The sequence below is a fragment of the Okeania sp. SIO2C9 genome, from assembly GCF_010672455.1.
Classification (GTDB): Bacteria; Cyanobacteriota; Cyanobacteriia; order Cyanobacteriales; family Microcoleaceae; genus Okeania.
The window spans coordinates 1-21,199 of record NZ_JAAHGO010000052.1 but is presented as its reverse complement, the minus strand read 5'-3'; the positions used below and the strand labels follow the sequence as shown (position 1 = coordinate 21,199).

Genomic DNA, 21,199 nt, shown 5'->3' with positions numbered 1-21,199 from the left:
CAATGATCTAAATTTACATGGCACAGACTGTATTTATTGATGGATGGGAATCCCGCGCTGTCTCGCAGAGCAGCGTCGGGAGGATGTCAATCCTACAACAATTATTTGGGCGTTGCACGGTGATGAATGATTTGAGATTTTTGATTGAATGGGATTGTGGATTAATCAATTGCTAGAATCATTATTATTAGGTTTTTTTAGTCAAAGTCTAAACTAATTTTTGGCAATATCATTCCATAATGTGCAACCCCAAAAAAGCAGGTGCAGGTGATAAATTTAAATATAATTCTAGCCATTCTGTTTATATCCGAGAGGCCATCAAAAACCGCAAAAACAATATGCCTGACGCAGGTTTTAAAGGCTATAAAATTGATGAAATTTCTCCTGCAGTTGGAGATTTAGTCTGTGCACCACGAGCAGGGGATGAAAGTTGGGTTAATTATGACACCACCACTGACTACAAGTCTCATTGCGATCTGCTTGTATTAAAAAGAGTAAATGAAATTGATATTATTGGTGGGAATGTCAGTAATTCAGTAACTCTAAAAACTTTAAAATTAGACACTAATCGTCAAGTAAAGGATACATCAAGACCTTGGTTCGTTGTCATTAAAAATTTACTCTGAAAACCTAATTATTGTTGATTTTATATAGCAGGGAACAGGGAACAAGGAATGAAGGTGTCTTACGGTTCATCATCAATCTATGTCAAGCACCAACCCGTTCCTTACTATAGTATTTAAAAAATATGGCGTTGCACAGTGACGAATGATTTTAGATTTTTGATTGAATTGAATTTTGGATTAATCATTCTAGCAATTGATTAATTAATAGTTTTTTTAGTCAAAGTATAAACTAATTTTTGGCAATATCATTCCATAACTGCAACCCCAAAAATATAGAATATAACTTAAATGTTTTATAATAATGAGAAATAACTACTATAAATTCAATATATGAGACAAACTTCCCTGAATATTATTGCTATTAGTATTTTTATACTGACAATGTCTGCTTTACTTGGACCAATTTTTAATATATCCCCCGTAATACCCGCGATCGCTACTTTTTCTGTGATGGTACTAGCTGCTATAGATACATTAGGATGGCAAGGTCAGGGAAGTATGATTATTGTAGACTTAGTGGAAGGTACATCTTCAGAAAGACGCGAACGGATTATTCGTCACGAAGCTGGACATTTTTTGGTAGCTTATTTATTAGATATCCCTGTTAGTGGGTATGCTCTCAGTGCATGGGAGGCATTTCGGCAAGGTCAGTCTGCTCAGGGTGGGGTTAGGTTTAATGACGAAAAGTTGGCTGCCCAATTACAGAGGGGTATGGTTTCTGAACAGACAATCGATCAATATTTTACGGTCTGGATGGCGGGTATTGCCGCAGAAAATTTAGTTTATGGTAACGCTGAGGGTGGGGCTGAAGATCGGGCAAAAATTACGGTAATTTTGACACAATTAAAACGCTCTACAGAATCTAAACTCAAACAAAGTTGGGCATCCTTGCAAGCACGTAGTTTAATAGAAAATCATCAATCTGCTTATCAAGCATTAGTGACTACCATGACACAAAGAGCTTCTGTTTCTGAATGTTATCAAGCAATTGAGCAACAGATTTCTGCCGATCAGACATGACACTTATAGCCTTTTTATCTGGGATGTGGAAACCAAGTATTATTAAATTAGGGAATAGTAAAGGTGGGAAAACATCATTAAATAGTAGCAAACATCAGGATATAGGGTACTTGAACGGCGCGTTTTTTTGATCAGAAAAACCTCAATCTAGATTTACATCTCAAATAAAAACACTATCAGGAGTTACCCATGATGTACGAAAAACTATGATTTGAAATTGCTGCCCTGTAGGTTAATTAGGACAAAAATACGTTGCAGGTTCGTAAGTCCTAACTATATTTATTATGTCCGCTTAATAGCGCGATTAAAAACTTTCTTCTTCTGTTCCTTCTTTTTTCCTCCTGACTCCTTAGTTAGTACCTAGGAAAAATCAAATCTACATCTATTAAGTTTCCACCATAAATTCTTCTGGATCTACTCCCCAGTTTATCCAAGCAATAGCCTCCCTCGCTTTACTAATATCTGGTGGCACTCTTGTGGCATGAATATAATTTGTACTAGGGCAAGTCATTTTTAATAGATTAATGGGTTCAACATCAATATAATTATCTATTCTTAACAGAGTATACTCTCGCCAACTATCTAATTCTAATGCTTGCAATTCCTGACAAATTCTACTGTAACCTATTCCCTGAATTAATACTCGTCGTAGTTCGGCATTTTCTTCTTCCAGTAACCACCGTACTTGCCATCGTTCGGGATATAATAATCCATATTTTTCTGGCAGCTTTACCCCATGATAAGCATAGATCCGATAACCATCAATAAATCTAATTGCCGATCCCCCTTCAGAATGAAAACGGTTTTGCTCGTCCAGAGATAGCTTGATTGGGCGATCACATACCAAACAGATATTCTCTAGTTGTAACACAAACCCACATTCTTTAACTAACCCTTGAAGTGCCTGCCATTTTTTTTGGTTGCAACTACACTCAAGTACAGAGATACAGAAATCGATCATTTCAATGGAACTTGTCATCAAATTTTGGCTAATATTTGAGACTAACCCTATTGCATCGCCTATTTGTTGCAGGGGTTGCTTAATCTGTTCCTCCCACTCTCGTATCACGGGTTGACTAGACAGATGCTGCCATATATTAACTTCTATATGTTGTGATAGGGGTTGTCCAACTTGTTGCCAAATTAAATCTCCGAATCGAATTAAAGGATTTCCTCCAGGAAACTCTATTAGTTGTTGTCGCAACTGTTTTTGCTGCTGTTCCCAGATTTGCCTAATAATGCCACCTTGCCATTGTACCCACAGCTCCTCTAATAATTCTGCGTGTTCAGCTAAGGCATCTTGCCAGATAAACATTAGCTGTAGTAATTCTTCATTGGGCAAATCATTTTCCAGTTTTAGCCAGAGTTGTTCATCAATTTGGCTTTCTATTTCTTCTGACAGTTGAATTTGTAAGGAAGTTAGTAAGGGAGTGCCCAACATTTGCACTAAACGTTGGGGCGAACGCGATCCTACTATCTCTTTCATCGCATCTGGACTACTGATAAATAGAATCTCTGGCTCTTGTTTTCCCATAGCAGAATAAGCTGCTCTTACTGCATTTGTTGCCCTTTGCCTATCTATCGGGTCAGTTGACACCATATTCTTGTGCCACTTTTCCCGATACATTGGTATTAATGCTTTTTGTTCTGCTGTGAGGTTTTCAATTTTAGTCTGCCACATAGCGCCACCCAAGAGGTTCATATTCTCGCTGAATGCGTACCATCCAATTTCCTTGAGGAATTTCGATGGCCTTATGTTCTTCGTGGGTTAAAGTTACTTTTTCTGACAAAACTTTCAGGTACAGAGTGCCATTTTTTTCGCATAGCTCTGCATCTCCACGAGTAATCCTATGAGAGTGTCCAGTGACCTCTCCTTCTGCTAAAGTCAGGTGAGATAGTTTTTTACCTGAAGCTAGCTTAACTGATTGTAATATTACATCACCTTGTCGAATTGGCTGCATCCTTATTTTTCCTTAGCCCTAAATATTAACTGCACAACAAATATTTATGCCACCCTGTAATTTACATGATACATCATGGCACATTTGTCAATCAACTTTAATATGAGTAGGTAAGCGTTAAAATTTTTCCTTAGAGAAAGGCAGTAGGCAGAGAGCAGAAGGCCGAAGGAAAGAGGCTTCTGAGCTACTTTAATTTTTGTTAAATACTTTGTTTTTTTCGTGCTTACCTACTTAATCTATTAATTTCTATCTTTATATATTTTTGTAAAAATTATGATATACATTTATCTAGTCATTTTTATATGTAATTATGGATTCCCGTGATTTTATTTGTCGCTTTACTAAAGCAAAATTTTGATAAATGCAGTTTAGATCGCGTCTTTATATTATTTTTATAATTTTTACAATTATTTAATATTTTTTACTTATAGTAAAGAAAGAATTGCTGAGGAGATAGATAGATTGATATCATGTCTGATTAAACCACTGTTAATTCTCATTGCTTCTGAGAAACTGTAGGGAGGAGTCAGCATGAAACTCTCAGACTATGCGAAAAAAGTAGGAATAAGTTATCGAACAGCCTGGAGGTGTTGGAAACAAGGGAATTTAACAGGTTATTAATTGCCTTCTGGTACAATTATCATCACGGATGACTACAATTCCAAACCAGATGTGATAGCTTGCATTTATGCAAGAGTGTCCAGTGCACAAAACAAAGATAATCTAGATAGACAAGCTGAACTGTTAAAAAATTATGCCGTTGCAAGAGGCTATAAAATCTTAAAAATAGTTAAAGAGATTGGCATTAGAGACCTCTAAGCAAGTCCTACCAGTGGCCAATAACCAAATTGTTTGATAGTGAATTTTCTCAGTTACTTCGTGGGCATTGCGATACCTTTGCTCTAACTGTTCTACTGTGAAGTGGTTTTCAATTGTGACTAGCTTCGGCATAATATAGAATCCGGTTATATAGTAGAGTTGTCGCTAAATAGAGGCAAAAAATCGCTCAAACCTAGACAGGACAATAATTACCAGCATTTTTAGTTACTAATAGCTATAATCCTTACAGAACAAGGATTTTGGGGATTTTTTAAGTTATAAAGCGACAAGTCTAATATATGTTCATTATTCAATCTCCCCATCTCCCCATCTCCCCATCTCCCCCAACAATACAATTAAGTATTCAACTGGATTTGATATTACTCGTTACTCCTTACTCGTTACTCCTTACTCGTTACTCGTTACTCGTTACTCGTTACTCGTTACTCGTTACTCGTTACTCCTTACTCCTCAGTAATACGATAACTAATTACCCGGATTCTATATAACTCCCTCCTACTCAAAGAGCGATCGCTCTTTGAAGTTTTATTATACCTAATCATCCGGACATGATATTAACCATAATCCCCAATTCCAAGCGTGACGTTAGCGGAGCTTTGCGCCAGGAAACTACACCGGCACCAGCGTGTTTAGCTAGCAGGGTTTTTTGCTGGTTATATCATGTCCGGTAGCATCGGTATTTTCAACAATTAATAATGAATAATGAATAATGAATAATTACCTCTTATTTTCAAGGAGAGGATTGAATAATAATGAAAATTTTTCTTTGTTATCCCCTTAAAAGGGGAGGCTTTAAACCACAATTTTTCGGTAAGCGCGAAGGTAAGGAAAAAGGAAGAGGGAAGAGGGAAGAGGGAAGAGAAAAGAAGACTATTGAGCAAAAAAAACCTAAATTTCCTGTAGATATTCACTCTTGGGTTTACACAAACGATTGCCTTCGGACATGATATTATTTGGATGTAGTTCAGTCTTGAATCCAAGTAGCATAGATATAGATAATTGGAGATTATCAGGCGATTATACCAGATTATAGCCAACAGTTATTAGCCCTACCATATGTGTTGCCACCTACTAATTAGACTGTAATTGTGCATTCAAAGTTTTCACAATTCGATCGCGTATTTCCTCCAAATGTGCTATCGTATAGTCATCCATTTTCTTGCCTCTCTTTTTAATTATCTTCTCCAAATCTTTATCCAGTTGTCGCAATTCATACCAAGCTAAACTCCGAGCATCTTCAGGCACAGTACGATTACGCAATACCATTGAAATTAGCAGATTTAGATGTTCCCGTTGCAGAGAACGACGCATACTAGAAATCTCAACTTCTCCACCACTAGACTCCAAAACTTCAGTCCAGATACTATTTTGTAGAGTCTCAAAAAGTTCCGGTAGTTTCAAAGCATTATCTGGCGTTGTCTTCAACTCCAAATCTCGTAGACGAATCAAACGAATATTAGAAAGGAGCGATCGTAAAACTATCCTTTGCAGAAACAAAATATTATCTTGAATGGGATAATCTAAAGGAAACACTAAAACAGAACTTCCCCAATGTCGCCAACGTGATGGAGCTAACTTATTAAGTAAATCTGGTGCAAACTGAAACGCATCTTCAGCAAAAACATATTTATCTAGTATTTCTAACGCTTGGCGTTGTTGCTCTACAGATATAGGTTCAAATGGTAATCGTCCATAAGTATTTTTCGTACTCTCCCGATTAAATGACTGACCGCCTACATACAAAGTAGCATCCATTATTTGCCGCATATAATAGGAAAATACCGTATCAAACATTACCCTGATTTCGCTGTAACTTTCATCACTTTGAGGAACGCGCTTTTCTAAACTTTCCCAAATATTCCGGGCGTTATCCAGTTGCCACTGAGAATAAATCAATATATCGTTACTGAGGTCAAACCTATTTGCTGCTGGATCGAGAATATCATAAGAATCTTCATCTGTAGCATAAGATAATTCTGGTTGAGACGCTCTTCTAGCAATCTCTTGTAAGAATCCTTTTTCACTTATATAGCTAGTCGTGCCACTGGGTTTATAACCATATTCAATTGCCCAATCATCATAAGGACCGACTACAGTGGGAAAATAGTCTCCTTGTATTGTTCCTTGTGGAGCTATATTAACTGGTACATAATCCATTACAGATGCTACTAACCCTTTTGTTTGAGTAATAGTTGTATCGTTTAACTGTTCTGGTTCAAGCATTGTACTACCGTGGAAATTATGTCTCAGGCCAAGAGTATGTCCAACTTCGTGAGCAGTGAGATGTTTCAAGAACTGATTTACATATTTTTCCATTTCTCTGCTTTGGGGTGCAATGTTCTGCAAAGCATCCATTGCTACTGCTCCTATTGCCAACTGTTGAGATGACTCCCAACCAAAACAAATATGTTCTGATGAGTGAGAGTTTGATAATGACGACTTCGGAGAAGATTGATATTTTGCTTGTAGAGATTGAGGAATAATAGATTCTATACTGTTGTTTGAAGTATTAGTTTCTGTCTCACTTTCTAAATTTCCTAAATAGCGGGAATACATATTTAATACACAGGGATTGTAACTTTTTCCATCCTTGGTTTGAAAAGCTTGAGCAAGAGATTGATTTTGTAAAATTATGCTCCCTATTTCGCCATATTTAATATCTCTAATAATACCTGCATTGAGAATAATATCTGCATCTAAAATTTGCCCTGTTAATGGATTTACACGGGAAGGGCCTATGCCTCGAAACCAAGAGTCAAAAGTAGTAGACCAACGAATTGTATTGTAACGAATATCAGCCGGGTCCCAAGTAGCATCATCAGGCATTTGTTTGGCTTGAATAGCATTCATAAATCCCGCTTTTTCAAAAGCTTTATTCCACATTAAAATTCCTTCTCTGATGGCATCGCGATATTCGATTGGTACTGTATTTTCTATCCAGAAAGTTATCGGTTCTAGGGGTGGAGATAAAGGCGCGCTAGGAATTTGTTTTTCTAAATGCCATCTATTAATATAACGAACATAAGCTTCTCTACGATTATTGTCAGAAACATCTTTATAAGCACTAATAAAATAACCTACTCTTTCATCAGCTAATCGAGGAATATAACCATTATTTATTGGCAATTCAGAAAAACTGTAGCGAACTTTGAGGTTAAAAGCACGGCTATCTGGTACAGATTCTAAATATTCTGTATTATCTTCATTTAAGATACCATAAACTGACTCTAGTTCTATGTTTAAAGGAAATGCTTTAGCATCACTAATATGAGACTTTGTTCTATCTATTGAGTAGTCATTAGGTAAAGCTTCTTCTAGTGATGGTAAATTCATTTCTCCTATTAATAAATTATCTAAGTCAATCAACAATGTTTTCCTTTGAGGATGAGTTGCTTCAATAGGCAGAGAATATAAAACTGAATCACTAAAAGAACGTTTAATCGAACGAGCTTGAGGGTCTAATTCATTAGTCCTAAAATTGATATTTGGCACCACAAATTGAATCTGTTCTTGATGTTGGCGTAACTGAAAGATAAAATCACCCATTGGTAAACCACTAATTAAACCGGCCTCACCAATACCTGATTCTAAAGTTATTACAGAAAGGAAGTTTTTATTAAGTTGTTCTGGTTTAACTTCCATTAATGTTTTCCCTGTTTCTTCATCCCTATAAATGGTAAAGATCCCTTCTCGTTTTTCCAATCCATCAATTAATTTTTCATAAGAATCATCTATTTCTGTGGCACTAATAATTTGTTGTGGGTTGGCTGGAATATTAGTTGTTGAAGCTCTAGTTGTAGGAAGGATAAATATAACCAGTAGAAATGATAAACCAAATAATAGTAATATGCTCTTCAAGAATTTAGAATGTAGAATTAAGAATTTAGAATTACCTCTTCTTATAAATAAGAGGATTGGATCAAAGGATTTTTTTTCTTCTCTTGGTCTCATGGATATGGTTAGGAAACTCATCCATCCCACCCTTCGGGAATCTGCCCTGACGACCGCTTTTTTCTCCATGAATTGAGAGGCTTTATACCTTAATTTTTCGGTAATTTGAATGATTTTTTGCGAAATTATTTTGCCTATATAGTTTTTCTGTTTATGGGTTTTATTTTGACCGATAGTCCACATAATTAATTAAAGAATAAGGAAGAAGTAGGGTTTGCGTATAGAAAGTCTTTTGGTAGGGGTAGGAGACAGGAGACAACCCACCCCTAACCCCTCCCAGGAGGGGATAAATGGAAATTATAGAGGAGGTAGTCGTAAAAATTGTCCCAAGATTGTTCTGCCATAATCATCCCAAAATACTAGCTTTATGCAGCTCTTTAGGGCGAAAAGCTTGCACGAATTTTCGACCAAAAAAGGCACTTACTAATATCTGTCAGTGCTTTGATATTTAATCAGCAAGCCCGAAGTATAGTACGATGAGCAAATATTAGTTATATCATGTCCGGTCTAATATTAATAAATAATGATGGAGGAGTCAGAACCCAGGAGTCGGGAGTCAAGAATAAGTAAGAGGAGAAAAAAGTTTTTGATCGTGTTATTAAACGGATTTGATATTATTCATAACTAATAGACATCTCCAGAAAAGAGGGAGTAGGGAGTAGGGGGAAATAATTGATAATTTATGTGCGATAATTGATTTGATTTTTGATTATTGGAGATGTCTAATAGTAATTTTTGTAGTAATTTTTGTAATTTTTGTCCACTTTACCTAGTTTGATTAATTCAAGTTTCTTTTTCTCTATGATAATCCGAAAATTTATCTACTGCCAATATTGCGGATAAGTGTAGATTGGGCAAAGACTTGAGATATATTGCGTTATCCTACATTTTTGATAAACTCAAGTAAGAATTAGCAATTTATCAAAAATAAAAAGGAGAAAATTGATGAGAATTTGATTCCGTCAGTTAGACAAAAAATCTGAGCTTAATTATCAGTAAAATGAATATTAGTACTGTCGCAAAAATTTTCTATTTGGCAATAGAATTTATCGTCGCTATGCTTAATTGAAAATAATAAGTGTGATTAAGAGACTTTAAGGTATTGTTGAGAAGCGGAATGTGTGATATAAGTGGGGTTGGTATCCTGCCTGCGGTGAAAATCAGGAACGGGCAAGATGCCCATTCCACAAAACTATTAAAATTATCCCGCATTTATGCAACACCTTCATTCTGACTCCTGACTCCTGACTCCTGAATCCTGACTTCTTTTGTAGCAAACATTTATCAATCTAACCAAGGGATAATATTATCCTCAGCTAACTGTTGAGAAACAGCGATCGCTCCATAAAGATTTAAATGACTAGGGTCAGAAAATTTATCATAAGCATCTGGCCATGCGGCACCTAAATCTCGGAATAAAAAGTTTGAATATTCTAGAGGTAACTGCTGCATATATTCTTGAAATTTTTGTTCATAGTTAGTTCGCGCCTCATCTAAATATGCTGTAGTTAAAGGCATATTCACAAATACAAAATTAATCCCTATTGACTGAGTATACTGTAGTAAGTTTTTAAGTGCGGTTATCTGTTTTCCTGGCAACTGGAAGTTAGCATAATCTGCATCATATTTACCTGAAACTTTAGCATAATTTTGATAGTAACTTTCTGGCTCAAACTTAATCGAAATTGGGAGAAAACCGTTAGATTGAAATTCGTCTAATTTGTCAATATCTTCCTCTTCTACTGCTACATTTTCGCCCTCTTTTTGCTGCCAAAAATTCCAATTTTCTTGGGGATTATTTATGATTGAACTTATTAAACTTTTGAGGCGGTCGCGCTGTTGATAAGTAAGCGATATTTCCTCAGTTTTTTCCTGTAATTCTTTGAATATTTGTTTGTATTTTTTAATGCCAAAATTAACATAAGCTTCTGATGTATTTGTCTCAATAGTAAACGTACCAGCATCTACTTCCTCATAACCTTCAGAACTCGCAATAATATCAAAAGTTCGATCCTCTCTGCCACTATTAAGAGCGCGAACTCCATCAGCAAATATAATCAATGGTGGCAGTTGTTCTGCTGGTAAAACCTGACGTACAATTAAATCTACTACCTGAGCTGTTGCCCCATTTATCCCAAAATTATAAACTCTTAAATTTGGATATCCTGCTGTTGCTAAACTTTCCTCAAGTACTGTAGGATTAACTCCTCTCAATGCTCTAGAACTACCAACTATCAAAATATCTGGTAGTTTATTTTCTACTTGTAAATATTGTTGATAACGAACTAACTGTTCATCTAATTGCGGACTATTGAAACTAGGATAAGTAGAAAATTCAGGAGCTTCCACAGAATCTTCATTCACTTCTGTAGGAGTTTGACAATTCGGACCCTGACAAATATTTCCAGACCGAGAAATATCTGGAAGTTGCTCTAATACTGCACCTAATTTTAGATCGGTTTGAACTGTAAACAAAATACCCATAAAAGCACAGGCAAAAGCTGTCACCCATTTACCAGAATTAAAAGTATTGTATGTTAATGAATTACCCATTTGTGTAGAGTATTCTTCATTAGGAATGAACAAACGAGAAGTAATAAGTAACTGTTGAATAGCCGTAAAAAGTTGTGTTGTAACTGTGTAATTATTATTCGGAATTAACAGCTTTGAGTCAAATTTTTCAGTTTTCTGTGGCGTTAACTTGAGAAAAACACGATCCGCTCTTTTTCCTAATAACAAATCCATTTCTGCAGAAGCAGCAAACTCCGGAGGTTGTTCCGAATACTGACGACTTCTGGCAGTAAAATTAATACCATAGCGCCACAAAGGCAATTTTTGACCAGCACGACGTCCATACACCCTCACCCCACTAATTCCTGGAACTTGAAGTTGACGCAAAAACTGAGCTATGGGCGGTCCTACTTGAGATTGAGAAGGACAAGTAGGAGCTTCACTCATCACGTGCAATAATTCCTGTTTAGGTAATATTAGTACCCGGATACCACCTGTTTGTAATTTTTGATCGAGGTCTGGATTAAGTAATTTGTTTAACAGAAAACTAATAGCTTCATAGTTTCCCTGACTTGCCAAAACCTTAGCACTTGCTGCCATCTCCGGATTTTCCGATGCTGGTAAATTCAACCAGTCGATCCAAAGAGGTGACTCTGACTTTTGTTCCGGTTCATTAATAATACAACCATAGATAGTAGCAGCTTGAATACCTCTAGGTAGAATAGTAGATAATATAGAGGCGATCGCTTCTTTAGTCTTCTTTTTATCTGGAGCTAGTTGGTCTGAATTATTAGTATTAGTACAGAATAAATGTAATGTAGATTCTTTGAGAGTAGCTCGAATCTTAATTTCAAGAGTAGTAAATTGTTGTTGTAGCAAGCGTTCAATTGCCGCCACATCTCCCCAACTTGCCCATTCTTGTAGCATCAGGTCTGGTGGAGTTAGGTCCACCCGCAGCATCCAGTCCGGTGCAGTTTCACCCTGAACAAGCAGAGAAATTAAAGCTTCATGAAAATCTTTGAGCTTTAAGTCTCGGAGCTTTTGGGCGATCGGTTCTGCCAACAGAGATGGAGCTGGACTATAAGCTGCTTCACAGGAGACCCATAAAATTTTATGGGTTTTCAATTCAGGACTTTTGGCAGAATCTTCTGATTGTGGGGTAGTTTCTGTTAATTTTTCCTTAAGTTGCCTTTCTCGAATACTGACATTTACAGAAACCCCTAACTCACCTAAAACTTCACTAAGATAGCTAGCAATTGCATCTGGATGGCCATACTTGGCCAATCTTTGATAGGAAACCGTAAGGGGAGAATCAATTAAATACCGATCTAATTCTTCTGTATTCTCTGACTCTATCTCTAATTCATTTAGCTGTTGTGATTCAGTAACAGAAGAATTTTCTGAGTCTAATTTTGGTGATGAAACCAGTTCTGAATGGTCTAATATGTCATTTGTCAACACAGATGCTTTGTGGGGAGTTGAAAGTAATTCAGAAGCATTGTGATTAATATCTAGTTTCGGAGATTGTCCAGCAGTGACTTTTGTCAGATGTCCTTCCGGTAAAATGTGACTATCATTTTGATTTTGTGAGTATTTTGCAGGAGCAACATAATTAGACCTTGAGAGAGTATTAACTTTTGAATCAGAGGAACTAGAAGGAGTATTTACCTGTTTGCCCTTAGTTGTTACCTTATTACCATCAAGTTTTACTGTCCAGTCAGGTCTCCTACGACCTAAAGCTCGGCCACATAGAAACATCTGGTAAATTCGAGGTTGATTAGGAGGTAGTAGAGATTCTAGATCGACCTGACCCAGTGCTTGAGAAAACTGGGCTAGTGCAAAGTTCATTTCTGGACATTTTTCGGCTTCACAGAGAATATGTAAATGATTGCCACGCAATCTCACCTGTACTTGCACTTCTGGAAGTCCCAAAGCTTCCTGTGCCCAATCTCCTAAAGGAGATCGATTTTCCGTCAATATAGTTTTATTCCCTTTCATCTTCTCCTTTTTGTGGGAGACTCCCTTGCTCGGCTTAACTATTCGTTAGTGACATTTTGGACTGTAGCGTATAAACATATATAAAGGAAAGCCTATTGCTAAAATTAGTATAATATAGTTGAAAATCATGGGTATATTCGTATATTATTATACTATATGATGATCTGAGCGAAAATTTATATCATGTCCGGATAATTAGTTATCAAAAAAACTTTCTCCTTCAACTCCAGTTCTTCTTTCTTCTTTCTTCCCTCCTGACTCCTGACTCCTGACTCCTGACTCCTCCGTAGTTATTTATTTATCACTATTCAACCGGACATGATATTAGAGAGTATTTATCAATTGAAGAAGGCAGAAGGCAGAAGGTCTAATTGCTTATGGATTTAAACTCCAAACAATTTTAAGCACCCCCGTTGACGGTGGGGTATTAAATCAGCCACAGAAAAGATAAATATTAAATCGCGTAGGGTGCAAAGCATGTTACGTAACGCACGCTTCCCAAGCACGCGGTGCGTGAGGTTTAAAACTGACCATTATTCCAGAAATGGTAAGTGTTTAGTCACACGCCCTATTTTTACTTTTGTTGGCAAACAGTCTCTGAGTAGCCACGGACTAATAAATTAAGAAAAATTTCTATTGATTTTAGCTTTGAATTATGGAAAATGCTATATCATCATATCAAACTTATTAATTATTTCTCACTTTTAGCTGTCTTGCAATCTTAAAAATTAATATTCAACCAAACTTTAATATTAATATTATTGAATATTTGTTGAGTGGCTGAAGATGCTTGAGTCTTGTTAAGCTTACTATATTAAATTCTAGCGTATACACTTACTGAGGTAAAATCAATGCAATCCTTTCGAGAAAATTCCTCTGATAATCCTACACTAAAAACTCCCAGTTGGAAAATTTCCTCAGATATTTTACTTAGCTTGGCCACTGGTCCTGTTTTATTAGGATTATTGGGTAATAAAGCCATTAATGAACTATTACCAGAAATTGGCCTATATAGCGAGGAAATATTTCGGGGCGATCGCCTACCAATGCTTAATTTTCCCCAAAATTCATCAGATTCCTAATTTTATTTGGTAGTCCTGTATAGTAATGGTGAATGGTGGCTGAAATGCTTGCTATACCGTTACCGAAAAAATTACAATGCACCACTACCTTTTATTTGACTATTTATAGTTTCAACAGATTCCAAAGATTTTTTAAACTTAAGATTAAGGGTCCAATAACTACCATCCTTTTCAATAGGTTAGCTCAAAGCCTCTACTACTATGTGATTAATTAACAAAAAACATTGCTGAAAATCTAGCTCTCAAAGGGCTACTTTACTCCCAGGTGTATGATACAGTAATGTTAGTTGAAATATGCAACCCCCTACTACATATAGGTAAAGTGTTCTGAGAAGGTCAAAATATGCGAACCTACAGTGGCGAACAAACAGCAAAAAGCTAGTGCCGCTACGCTGAAAAAGTCGTAGGGGCGAATGGTATTCGCCCCTACAAAAGCGAGTGTGTAATTTTGAGGTCTCCTCAGAATGTAAGACGCACATCTGACAGTCAAAAGTATTGATTTGTAATTGTTTGAGGATTTTGTAACTGGTCAGTTATTTCCGCCATCCTGCACTAAAGCAAACCAAAATATCTAATATAAAATTTAGTGAAGTGAATAAAACAGTAGTGAAGGGCATCCGCCAACAAAGGTTAACCACCTGAACGACAGGGGAAAGCCCCACCTGTGACTAAACTACTGCAATTATAGTATAGTTAAGCGGTCTCGCGGAAGACATTATCTCTACTCCTTGAAGTAAGTAATATGTCAAAAAAGCACATTTATTTCATGATGCTTGTTGAATATTTGGCATGATAGTTGGTTTAGTTATGTAGAACTTAGAAATATTTTAACACTAGACCTATGACTAAATGTCAACTACTGAATAGCCTACAAAAGTTTTGGTAGATAAGAAGCTAGGTAGTTGAACCTGTGGGTGACAAATGACTCACGTAATTTATACAGAAAGATTAATCACTCTCGCTTCCTTGTGATAGAGAGAAGCAAAAAGTTATTTATTGTTAAAAGAAAGGGTGGAAAAAGAGGTACTTAATGAGGAATACAGATATATATAGATGAAAAATAGTTTAAAAATCCCCTATTAGCGACAGCTATTTTGAGAATTTGGTACTACTAAATCCCATTTAATGAGTGTAACAGTATCAAACAATACATTTATTTTGATATCGGCAGCTACTAAGGAATAGGTAATATGAGTTCACTACTAAAGTCAGAACAGACAACACTAGAACAAGAGGTTAACAATGCCCCAACTAAAGTTTCAGGTCTGTTTCTGAGTAATAGAATTAAAATAATTGAAGATTTATGGGAATTAGTGCTAGGGCAAGAGTGCGGCCAAGAATTGGTAAGTATACTCCAGAAAATGCGCTCGGTTAATTCTCCAGAAGGACAAGCTTTTAACTTTCTAGATTCAGAAATTGTACCACTTATTGAACAGTTAGAACTCAAAGATGCAATTCGGGCCGCCCGAGCTTTTGCATTATATTTTCAGCTAATCAATATTGTTGAACAACATTATGAACAAAGAACTCAACAACTAGCGTACTCTAATAAAAAAAGTCCGGGAAAACTAATCTTTAAAGACGATGAAGCTAAGGATGGTGAAGCTTGTTCATTGCGAGTTGGAAGTATTCCTATCTGGAGCGATAACAGAAGTAAACCTCAAGGAGAGGGGACATTTCATTATCTATTTCCCCTACTGCGGACTCTGAACGTGCCATCTCAATTAATTCAACGATTAATCGATCAATTAGATATCCGTCTAGTATTTACAGCACATCCTACAGAAATTGTACGTCATACAATTAGAACAAAACAGCGACGCATTGCCAAAATTTTCCAACAGCTCGATCTAGTAGAAGAAAGTTTTTCAGAATTTTCTGGAAATGGAGAACAGGAAAATTCTGTGGTTTCATCCTGGGAAACAGAATCTCTCAAGGAACAGTTAACAGAAGAAATTCGTTTGTGGTGGCGTACAGACGAACTACACCAATTTAAACCTACTGTACTTGATGAAGTAGAAACGACTCTTCATTACTTTGAAGAAGTGTTGTTTGAAGCTACTCCCAAACTATACCAAAGGTTTAAGCAAGCTCTGCATGTTTCTTTCCCTTACTTAAAACCACCTACTTTCAATTTCTGTAAGTTTGGCTCTTGGGTGGGAGCTGACCGGGATGGTAATCCTTTTTGTACACCAGAGGTGACTTGGCAAACAGCTTGCTATCAACGCAAGATAGCGTTAGATAAGTATATTGATATTATTGATTCCCTGATCGAACTTTTAAGTTTGTCGTTGCATTGGAGTGATGTTTTACCAGAACTGCTGGACTCGTTAGATCGCGACCAATTGCAAATGCCCGAAGTATATGACCAATGGGCAATTCGTTATCGGCGAGAACCATATAGGTTGAAGTTGTCTTATGTGAGAAAGCGTTTGGAAAATACTCGCGATCGCAACTGGCGCTTGTATAATGGTGATTCTCTCCAAAGAGAAATGGAAGTTCTCTCCCAACGTCGAGAAACAGCAGCAGTTTATCGTTCTGGTGCCGAATTTCTAGAAGAGTTACAACTAATTCAACGTAACTTGAGCGAAACTGGTTTAAGCTGTAGTGACTTGGAAAATCTCATTTGCCAGGTAGAAATTTTTGGCTTCAATTTAGCACGACTAGATATCCGCCAGGAATCTTCTGTCCATGAGGCTGTGATTAATGAAGTTACTGAATATTTACAAATTCTGCCTAAACCCTATATTGAAATGTCAGAGGCAGAACGCACTGAGTGGCTATCAGCAGAATTGCCTACTCGTCGCCCACTAATTCCTACAGAACTACCTTTTTCTGAGAGGACTTGCGAAATCATTAACACTTTCCGAATGCTGCGACAGCTGCAGGTAGAGTTTGGCCCAGAAATTTGCCAAACTTACATTATTAGTATGAGTCGTGATGTCAGCGATATGTTGGAAGTGTTGTTGCTAGCGCAAGAAGCAGGACTTTATGACCCGGCAACTGGAAAAAGTGAGATTCAGGTGGTTCCTCTGTTTGAGACAGTGGAAGACTTAAGAAATGCTCCCAGGGTGATGCGCAATTTATTTGAATTGCCTTTGTATCGGGCAGCACTTGCTGGTGGACATGATAAATTACAAGAACAAGCAGACTCTCAAGTTAAATCTGAGTTAGAGACTCTTTATTTGCAAGAAGTGATGCTTGGTTACTCAGATAGTAATAAAGATTCTGGGTTCCTAAGTAGTAACTGGGAAATTCATAAAGCTCAAAAAGCTTTACATAAAATCGGTCAGGAATATGGTATCGCATTACGGATATTTCATGGGCGTGGTGGTTCGGTAGGACGTGGTGGTGGTCCTGCTTATAAAGCGATTTTGGCTCAACCTGGTAAGAGCATTAGTGGGCGGATTAAGATTACTGAACAAGGTGAGGTGCTAGCTTCTAAATATTCTTTGCCTCAGTTGGCAATGTATAACTTAGAAAATGTCACAACTGCAGTTATTCAAGCTAGTTTGCTACATACAGGGTTTGATGAAATTGACACCTGGAATGACATTATGGAAGAGTTGGCAGTGCGATCGCGCACTCATTACCGACATCTGATTTATGAACAAGAGGACTTAGTAGAATTTTTCTATCAAGTTACCCCGATCCAAGAAATTAGTCAACTACAAATTAGTTCTCGTCCAGCTCGGAGGAAAAATGATAAAAAGAAGACAATTTCTGGTTTACGGGCAATTCCTTGGGTATTTAGCTGGACTCAAAGTCGCTTCTTATTACCTGCTTGGTATGGGGTAGGAACAGCTTTACAAGAGTTTGTGCAAAAGCAACCAGAAGAACACCTGAAACTTTTCCAGTACTTTTATCTAAAATGGCCATTTTTTACTACTGTAATCTCTAAAGTAGAGATGACTCTAGCAAAAGTAGATTTGCAAATGGCTCATTATTATGTCCGAGAATTATCTAACCCAGAAGATAGGGAAAGATTTGAGACGTTGTTTGAGCAAATTTCTACTGAATATAACCTGACGCGGGATTTAGTTTTACAAATTTCTGGCAATCAACGACCTTTAGATGGAGAGCCAGATTTACAGCGTTCTGTGCAGTTGCGGAATGCTAATATTGTTCCTCTAGGTATGTTGCAGGTAGCTTTGTTGAAACGCCTGCGTCAGCATGATACAGGTACGCCAGGAGTGATTCACTCTCGCTATAGTAAGGGTGAGTTGTTACAAGGTGCTTTGTTAACTCTCAATGGTATTGCTGCTGGAATGCGCAATACAGGTTGAGGAAGAGTGTGCGCAGTAGGGGCGAATGCCATTCGCCCATACAGGAGTAGGGGAGTAGGGGCAAACGGTCGCCCTTACAGAAGTAGGAAGACTAGGGGAGAGCTGGAGTATAAAAAAAACTGTGAGTAGAAAAGAAACCGAAATACATCCTCTTTTTTTTCTTTGGTAGTCCTGCAAAGCGTAATGGTATACAGCAAAAAAAAGGAATATCAGGCACGGGAGCAAAAAGGAATATCAGGCACGGGAGCAAGATGCTCCCACTGCCGTCTCTGGTAACAAACATTACCGGACAATGCACGACTATTACAATACACCACCACCAAATAATTTTGCCTACAGATTGATCTGACCATAAAATATATAGCAACCCCCAGGTTGGTGTTTGACAATTAGTGCGAGCATCTTGCTCGCGTCATAAATCATCATATTGACCCGATGTCCTAACTATCATGGCGACTGCTATACAGTTACAGGGTATTTCATATTAGTGAGGTACACCAGTGCACGGGAGCAAAAAGGAATATCAGGCACGGGAGCAAGATGCTCCCACTGTCGTCTCTGCTAACAAACATTACAAGACACCACCACCAAATAATTTTGCCTACAGATCGATCTGACCATAAAATATATAGCAACCCCCAGGTTGGTGTTTGACAATTAGTGCGAACATCTTGCTCGCGTCATACAGCGCTTTTCAAATGGATGAACCACATATTCACGCATCAAACCTTGTAGGGACGTTCCATGGAACGTCCTTACTATGGTCTACCCAAATGAAAACTCCTGTAAATCATCATATTGACCCGATGTCCTAACTATAGCAATGTGCGCTGGCATAATATTACTTATAGATCAGTTGACATACTCCCGACGTTGCCCTTACGGGACAACGCGGGATTCTTCAGTCTGGGAAACCCTGACCGCTGTTTAGACAGAGGTGATGTCCTCCCCCTGTGTTGGACCTTACCATAACAAAATGTACCTAGCTTGTCAAGGGCATATGAACGTTTAGCTGATGAAGGTATCCGAATCTTGGCCCTGGCTTGACCATACGACGCTAAAGGTGCGGGAGAGCGCGGGACTTCCCGCCAGGGAAGTTAAATTATACTTTCTGAGCAATCTGAAGTACAGATAAGTAGGAAAGATTAATGATATTACCATGATATTTTTTTAAAATTGTACTCAAATTTTCAAATAAAGTATTACGTTGCTTTGCATCCATTGCGATATAAGGTGATAAGGTGCTTAAAAGTGCTAGATAATCATCAATATCATAAGTTACTTCACATATTAACTCTTCAGAAACTAAGTTTTGAAACTTACCAGAGTCAATAACCGCATTTCCCATACTACTAATATTTTTTTGATGAGTTGCGATCGCTTCATACCCTTTTAAATCAGATGCATAGGTCTGATAAACTGAGTCTAATAATTCCCGATAAATATCTTGACTTGGTTGGGGTGGAGTATTCCAGAGTAAAACTAAAAAGCCATTGGTTTTTAAAGCTTCAGCAGTTTTCGCATAACGAAATTCAGATGATACCCAGTGAAAAGAAGTAGCAGCAAGCACTACATCAAACTGATTATTTTCTAATTCCCATTGTTCAAAAGTAGTATTGATGATTTTAACTTTTTCATAGCGATCGCAATTTCTCACCGCTATTTTATAAGATTCTGAATTTGGTTCTACGCAGACCATAGAAAAAGCAAGATCGGCAAAGCTAGTTGTTGCTGTTCCTGTAGCACAACCTATTTCTAAAATTTTGGCATTAAAAGAAAGTTGAGCTATTTCTACGACACGGTTGACTAATGGTTGGGGATAACGAGGTCTAGTTCGATCATAAGCATCTGCTATTTGGCCATACCAATTGGATTTCTGTTCCAGGTTAAAGTCTTGATACCAGTTATTTTTGGGTGAGGAATCAGACATAATTGTTTGAAATATTAATATTAATATTTGTATTTTAGGGTAGCCTTACAATAATCGGTAAGTAATGTCAAGATTTTGTAAAAGTTTGGCTAATAGACCTAGGTGTGAAAAAGATATAGATTTTTTCCAGGAGTAGGCAATAGGTAACAGGCAACAGGCAACAGGCAACAGGTAAAATATTTTTACAAAAAAGGCACGAAAAAGGATTTTTTAGGGCGATTTTTTCTTTCCTAAACCGATCTAATTAAAAGGTTTATTTATTTTCTGGAGATGTTTAATGTATATTAGTGAAATATCTTGTTTATAATTTGTTTATAAACATTTTATCTACACCTCAAATCCGTTTAGTCAAATATTAACAATGATCAAAACTTTGTTGTCTTAGTTGTCCTAATTCCATACAAAAAAACCCAGCCAGTTTTGGCCAGGAATTATTAATCAGGGTGCATCTATAAAATTATATTTTTACATAAATTACGACAAAATCAAGAAAAGTTGTTAAATAAAAAAAACCTCCACCAATTACGGGGGAGGTTATCCATCAGGGTGCATCTACTATTTCTGTTTCCCATCTTGTGATACTTAATCCGGAAATTATCAATTTGATTATTAGAGTTGTCGCTAAATAAAGAGAAAAAATCACTCTAACCTAGACAGAGCAATAATTCCAAGCATTTTTGCTTTCCAATAGCTACAATTCTTACAGAACAAGGTTTTTGGGGATTTTTTAAGTTATAAAGCGACAAGTCTATTGTTTGAGTGCAAAAAAAAACCTCCACCAATTACGGGGGAGGTTATCCATCAGGGTGCATCTACCATTTCTGTTTCCCATCTTGTGATACTTAATCCGGAAATTATCAATTTGATTATTGTTTGAGTGCAAAAAAAAACCTCCACCAATTACGGGGGAGGTTATCCATCAGGGTGCATCTACCATTTCTGTTTCCCATCTTGTGATACTTAATCCGGAAATTATCAATTTGATTATTGTTTG

Annotated in this window: 12 protein-coding genes; 5 read left to right on the top strand and 7 right to left on the bottom strand. The window is 37.1% G+C overall.

The annotated features are described in order from the left end of the window. Positions 1–239: 239 nt before the first annotated feature. The gene (locus F6K23_RS28700) at positions 240–626 is read left to right on the top strand and encodes a DUF2272 domain-containing protein (protein WP_293162106.1); all 387 of its coding nucleotides are present in this window, start codon (positions 240–242) and stop codon (positions 624–626) included. A 330-nt stretch (positions 627–956) separates the two neighbouring features. Continuing rightward, positions 957–1,646 (top strand): ATP-dependent Zn protease, encoded by a 690-nt coding sequence (locus F6K23_RS28695; protein ID WP_293162104.1) that lies wholly within the window; start codon positions 957–959, stop codon positions 1,644–1,646. A 385-nt stretch (positions 1,647–2,031) separates the two neighbouring features. Here the strand turns inward: F6K23_RS28695 and F6K23_RS28690 are convergent, their stop codons facing one another. Next, complete coding sequence (locus F6K23_RS28690) at positions 2,032–3,327, bottom strand: DUF6745 domain-containing protein (RefSeq protein WP_293162102.1); 1,296 nt, start codon at positions 3,325–3,327, stop codon at positions 2,032–2,034. Next, positions 3,314–3,607: a hypothetical protein gene (locus F6K23_RS28685; RefSeq protein ID WP_293162100.1), complete on the bottom strand. Its 294-nt coding sequence runs from the start codon at positions 3,605–3,607 to the stop codon at positions 3,314–3,316. The genes F6K23_RS28690 and F6K23_RS28685 overlap by 14 nt, the downstream gene beginning before the upstream one ends. A gap of 672 nt (positions 3,608–4,279) precedes the next feature. Between F6K23_RS28685 and F6K23_RS42230 the strand changes: the two genes are divergently transcribed. After that, positions 4,280–4,426: a recombinase family protein gene (locus F6K23_RS42230; RefSeq protein ID WP_367267851.1), complete on the top strand. Its 147-nt coding sequence runs from the start codon at positions 4,280–4,282 to the stop codon at positions 4,424–4,426. Here the strand turns inward: F6K23_RS42230 and F6K23_RS28680 are convergent. The 4 genes from F6K23_RS28680 to F6K23_RS28665 all read right to left on the bottom strand — a co-directional run bounded on the left by F6K23_RS28680 (position 4,388) and on the right by F6K23_RS28665 (position 12,907). After that, positions 4,388–4,558 (bottom strand): hypothetical protein, encoded by a 171-nt coding sequence (locus tag F6K23_RS28680; protein ID WP_293162099.1) that lies wholly within the window; start codon positions 4,556–4,558, stop codon positions 4,388–4,390. The two genes, F6K23_RS42230 and F6K23_RS28680, sit on opposite strands and share 39 nt — an antisense overlap. Positions 4,559–4,647: 89 nt before the next feature. Beyond that, positions 4,648–4,782 (bottom strand): hypothetical protein, encoded by a 135-nt coding sequence (locus F6K23_RS28675; RefSeq protein ID WP_293162097.1) that lies wholly within the window; start codon positions 4,780–4,782, stop codon positions 4,648–4,650. Positions 4,783–5,518: 736 nt separating this feature from the next. Further along, the gene (locus F6K23_RS28670) at positions 5,519–8,305 is read right to left on the bottom strand and encodes a zinc-dependent metalloprotease (RefSeq protein WP_293162095.1); all 2,787 of its coding nucleotides are present in this window, start codon (positions 8,303–8,305) and stop codon (positions 5,519–5,521) included. 1,377 nt (positions 8,306–9,682) lie between these two features. Beyond that, positions 9,683–12,907 (bottom strand): DUF1574 family protein, encoded by a 3,225-nt coding sequence (locus tag F6K23_RS28665; protein ID WP_293162093.1) that lies wholly within the window; start codon positions 12,905–12,907, stop codon positions 9,683–9,685. Between the two features lie 851 nt (positions 12,908–13,758). Here F6K23_RS28665 and F6K23_RS28660 point away from each other — a divergent pair. After that, on the top strand, positions 13,759–13,989 hold the full coding sequence (locus F6K23_RS28660; RefSeq protein ID WP_293162091.1) for a hypothetical protein: 231 nt from the start codon (positions 13,759–13,761) through the stop codon (positions 13,987–13,989). A gap of 1,190 nt (positions 13,990–15,179) precedes the next feature. After that, the gene (gene ppc / locus F6K23_RS28655) at positions 15,180–18,275 is read left to right on the top strand and encodes a phosphoenolpyruvate carboxylase (protein WP_293162090.1); all 3,096 of its coding nucleotides are present in this window, start codon (positions 15,180–15,182) and stop codon (positions 18,273–18,275) included. Positions 18,276–19,377: 1,102 nt separating this feature from the next. Here the strand turns inward: ppc and F6K23_RS28650 are convergent. Then, positions 19,378–20,205 carry a class I SAM-dependent methyltransferase gene (locus tag F6K23_RS28650; RefSeq protein ID WP_293162089.1) on the bottom strand — a complete coding sequence of 276 codons (828 nt, stop codon included), beginning with the start codon at positions 20,203–20,205 and terminating at the stop codon, positions 19,378–19,380. Positions 20,206–21,199: the final 994 nt, after the last annotated feature.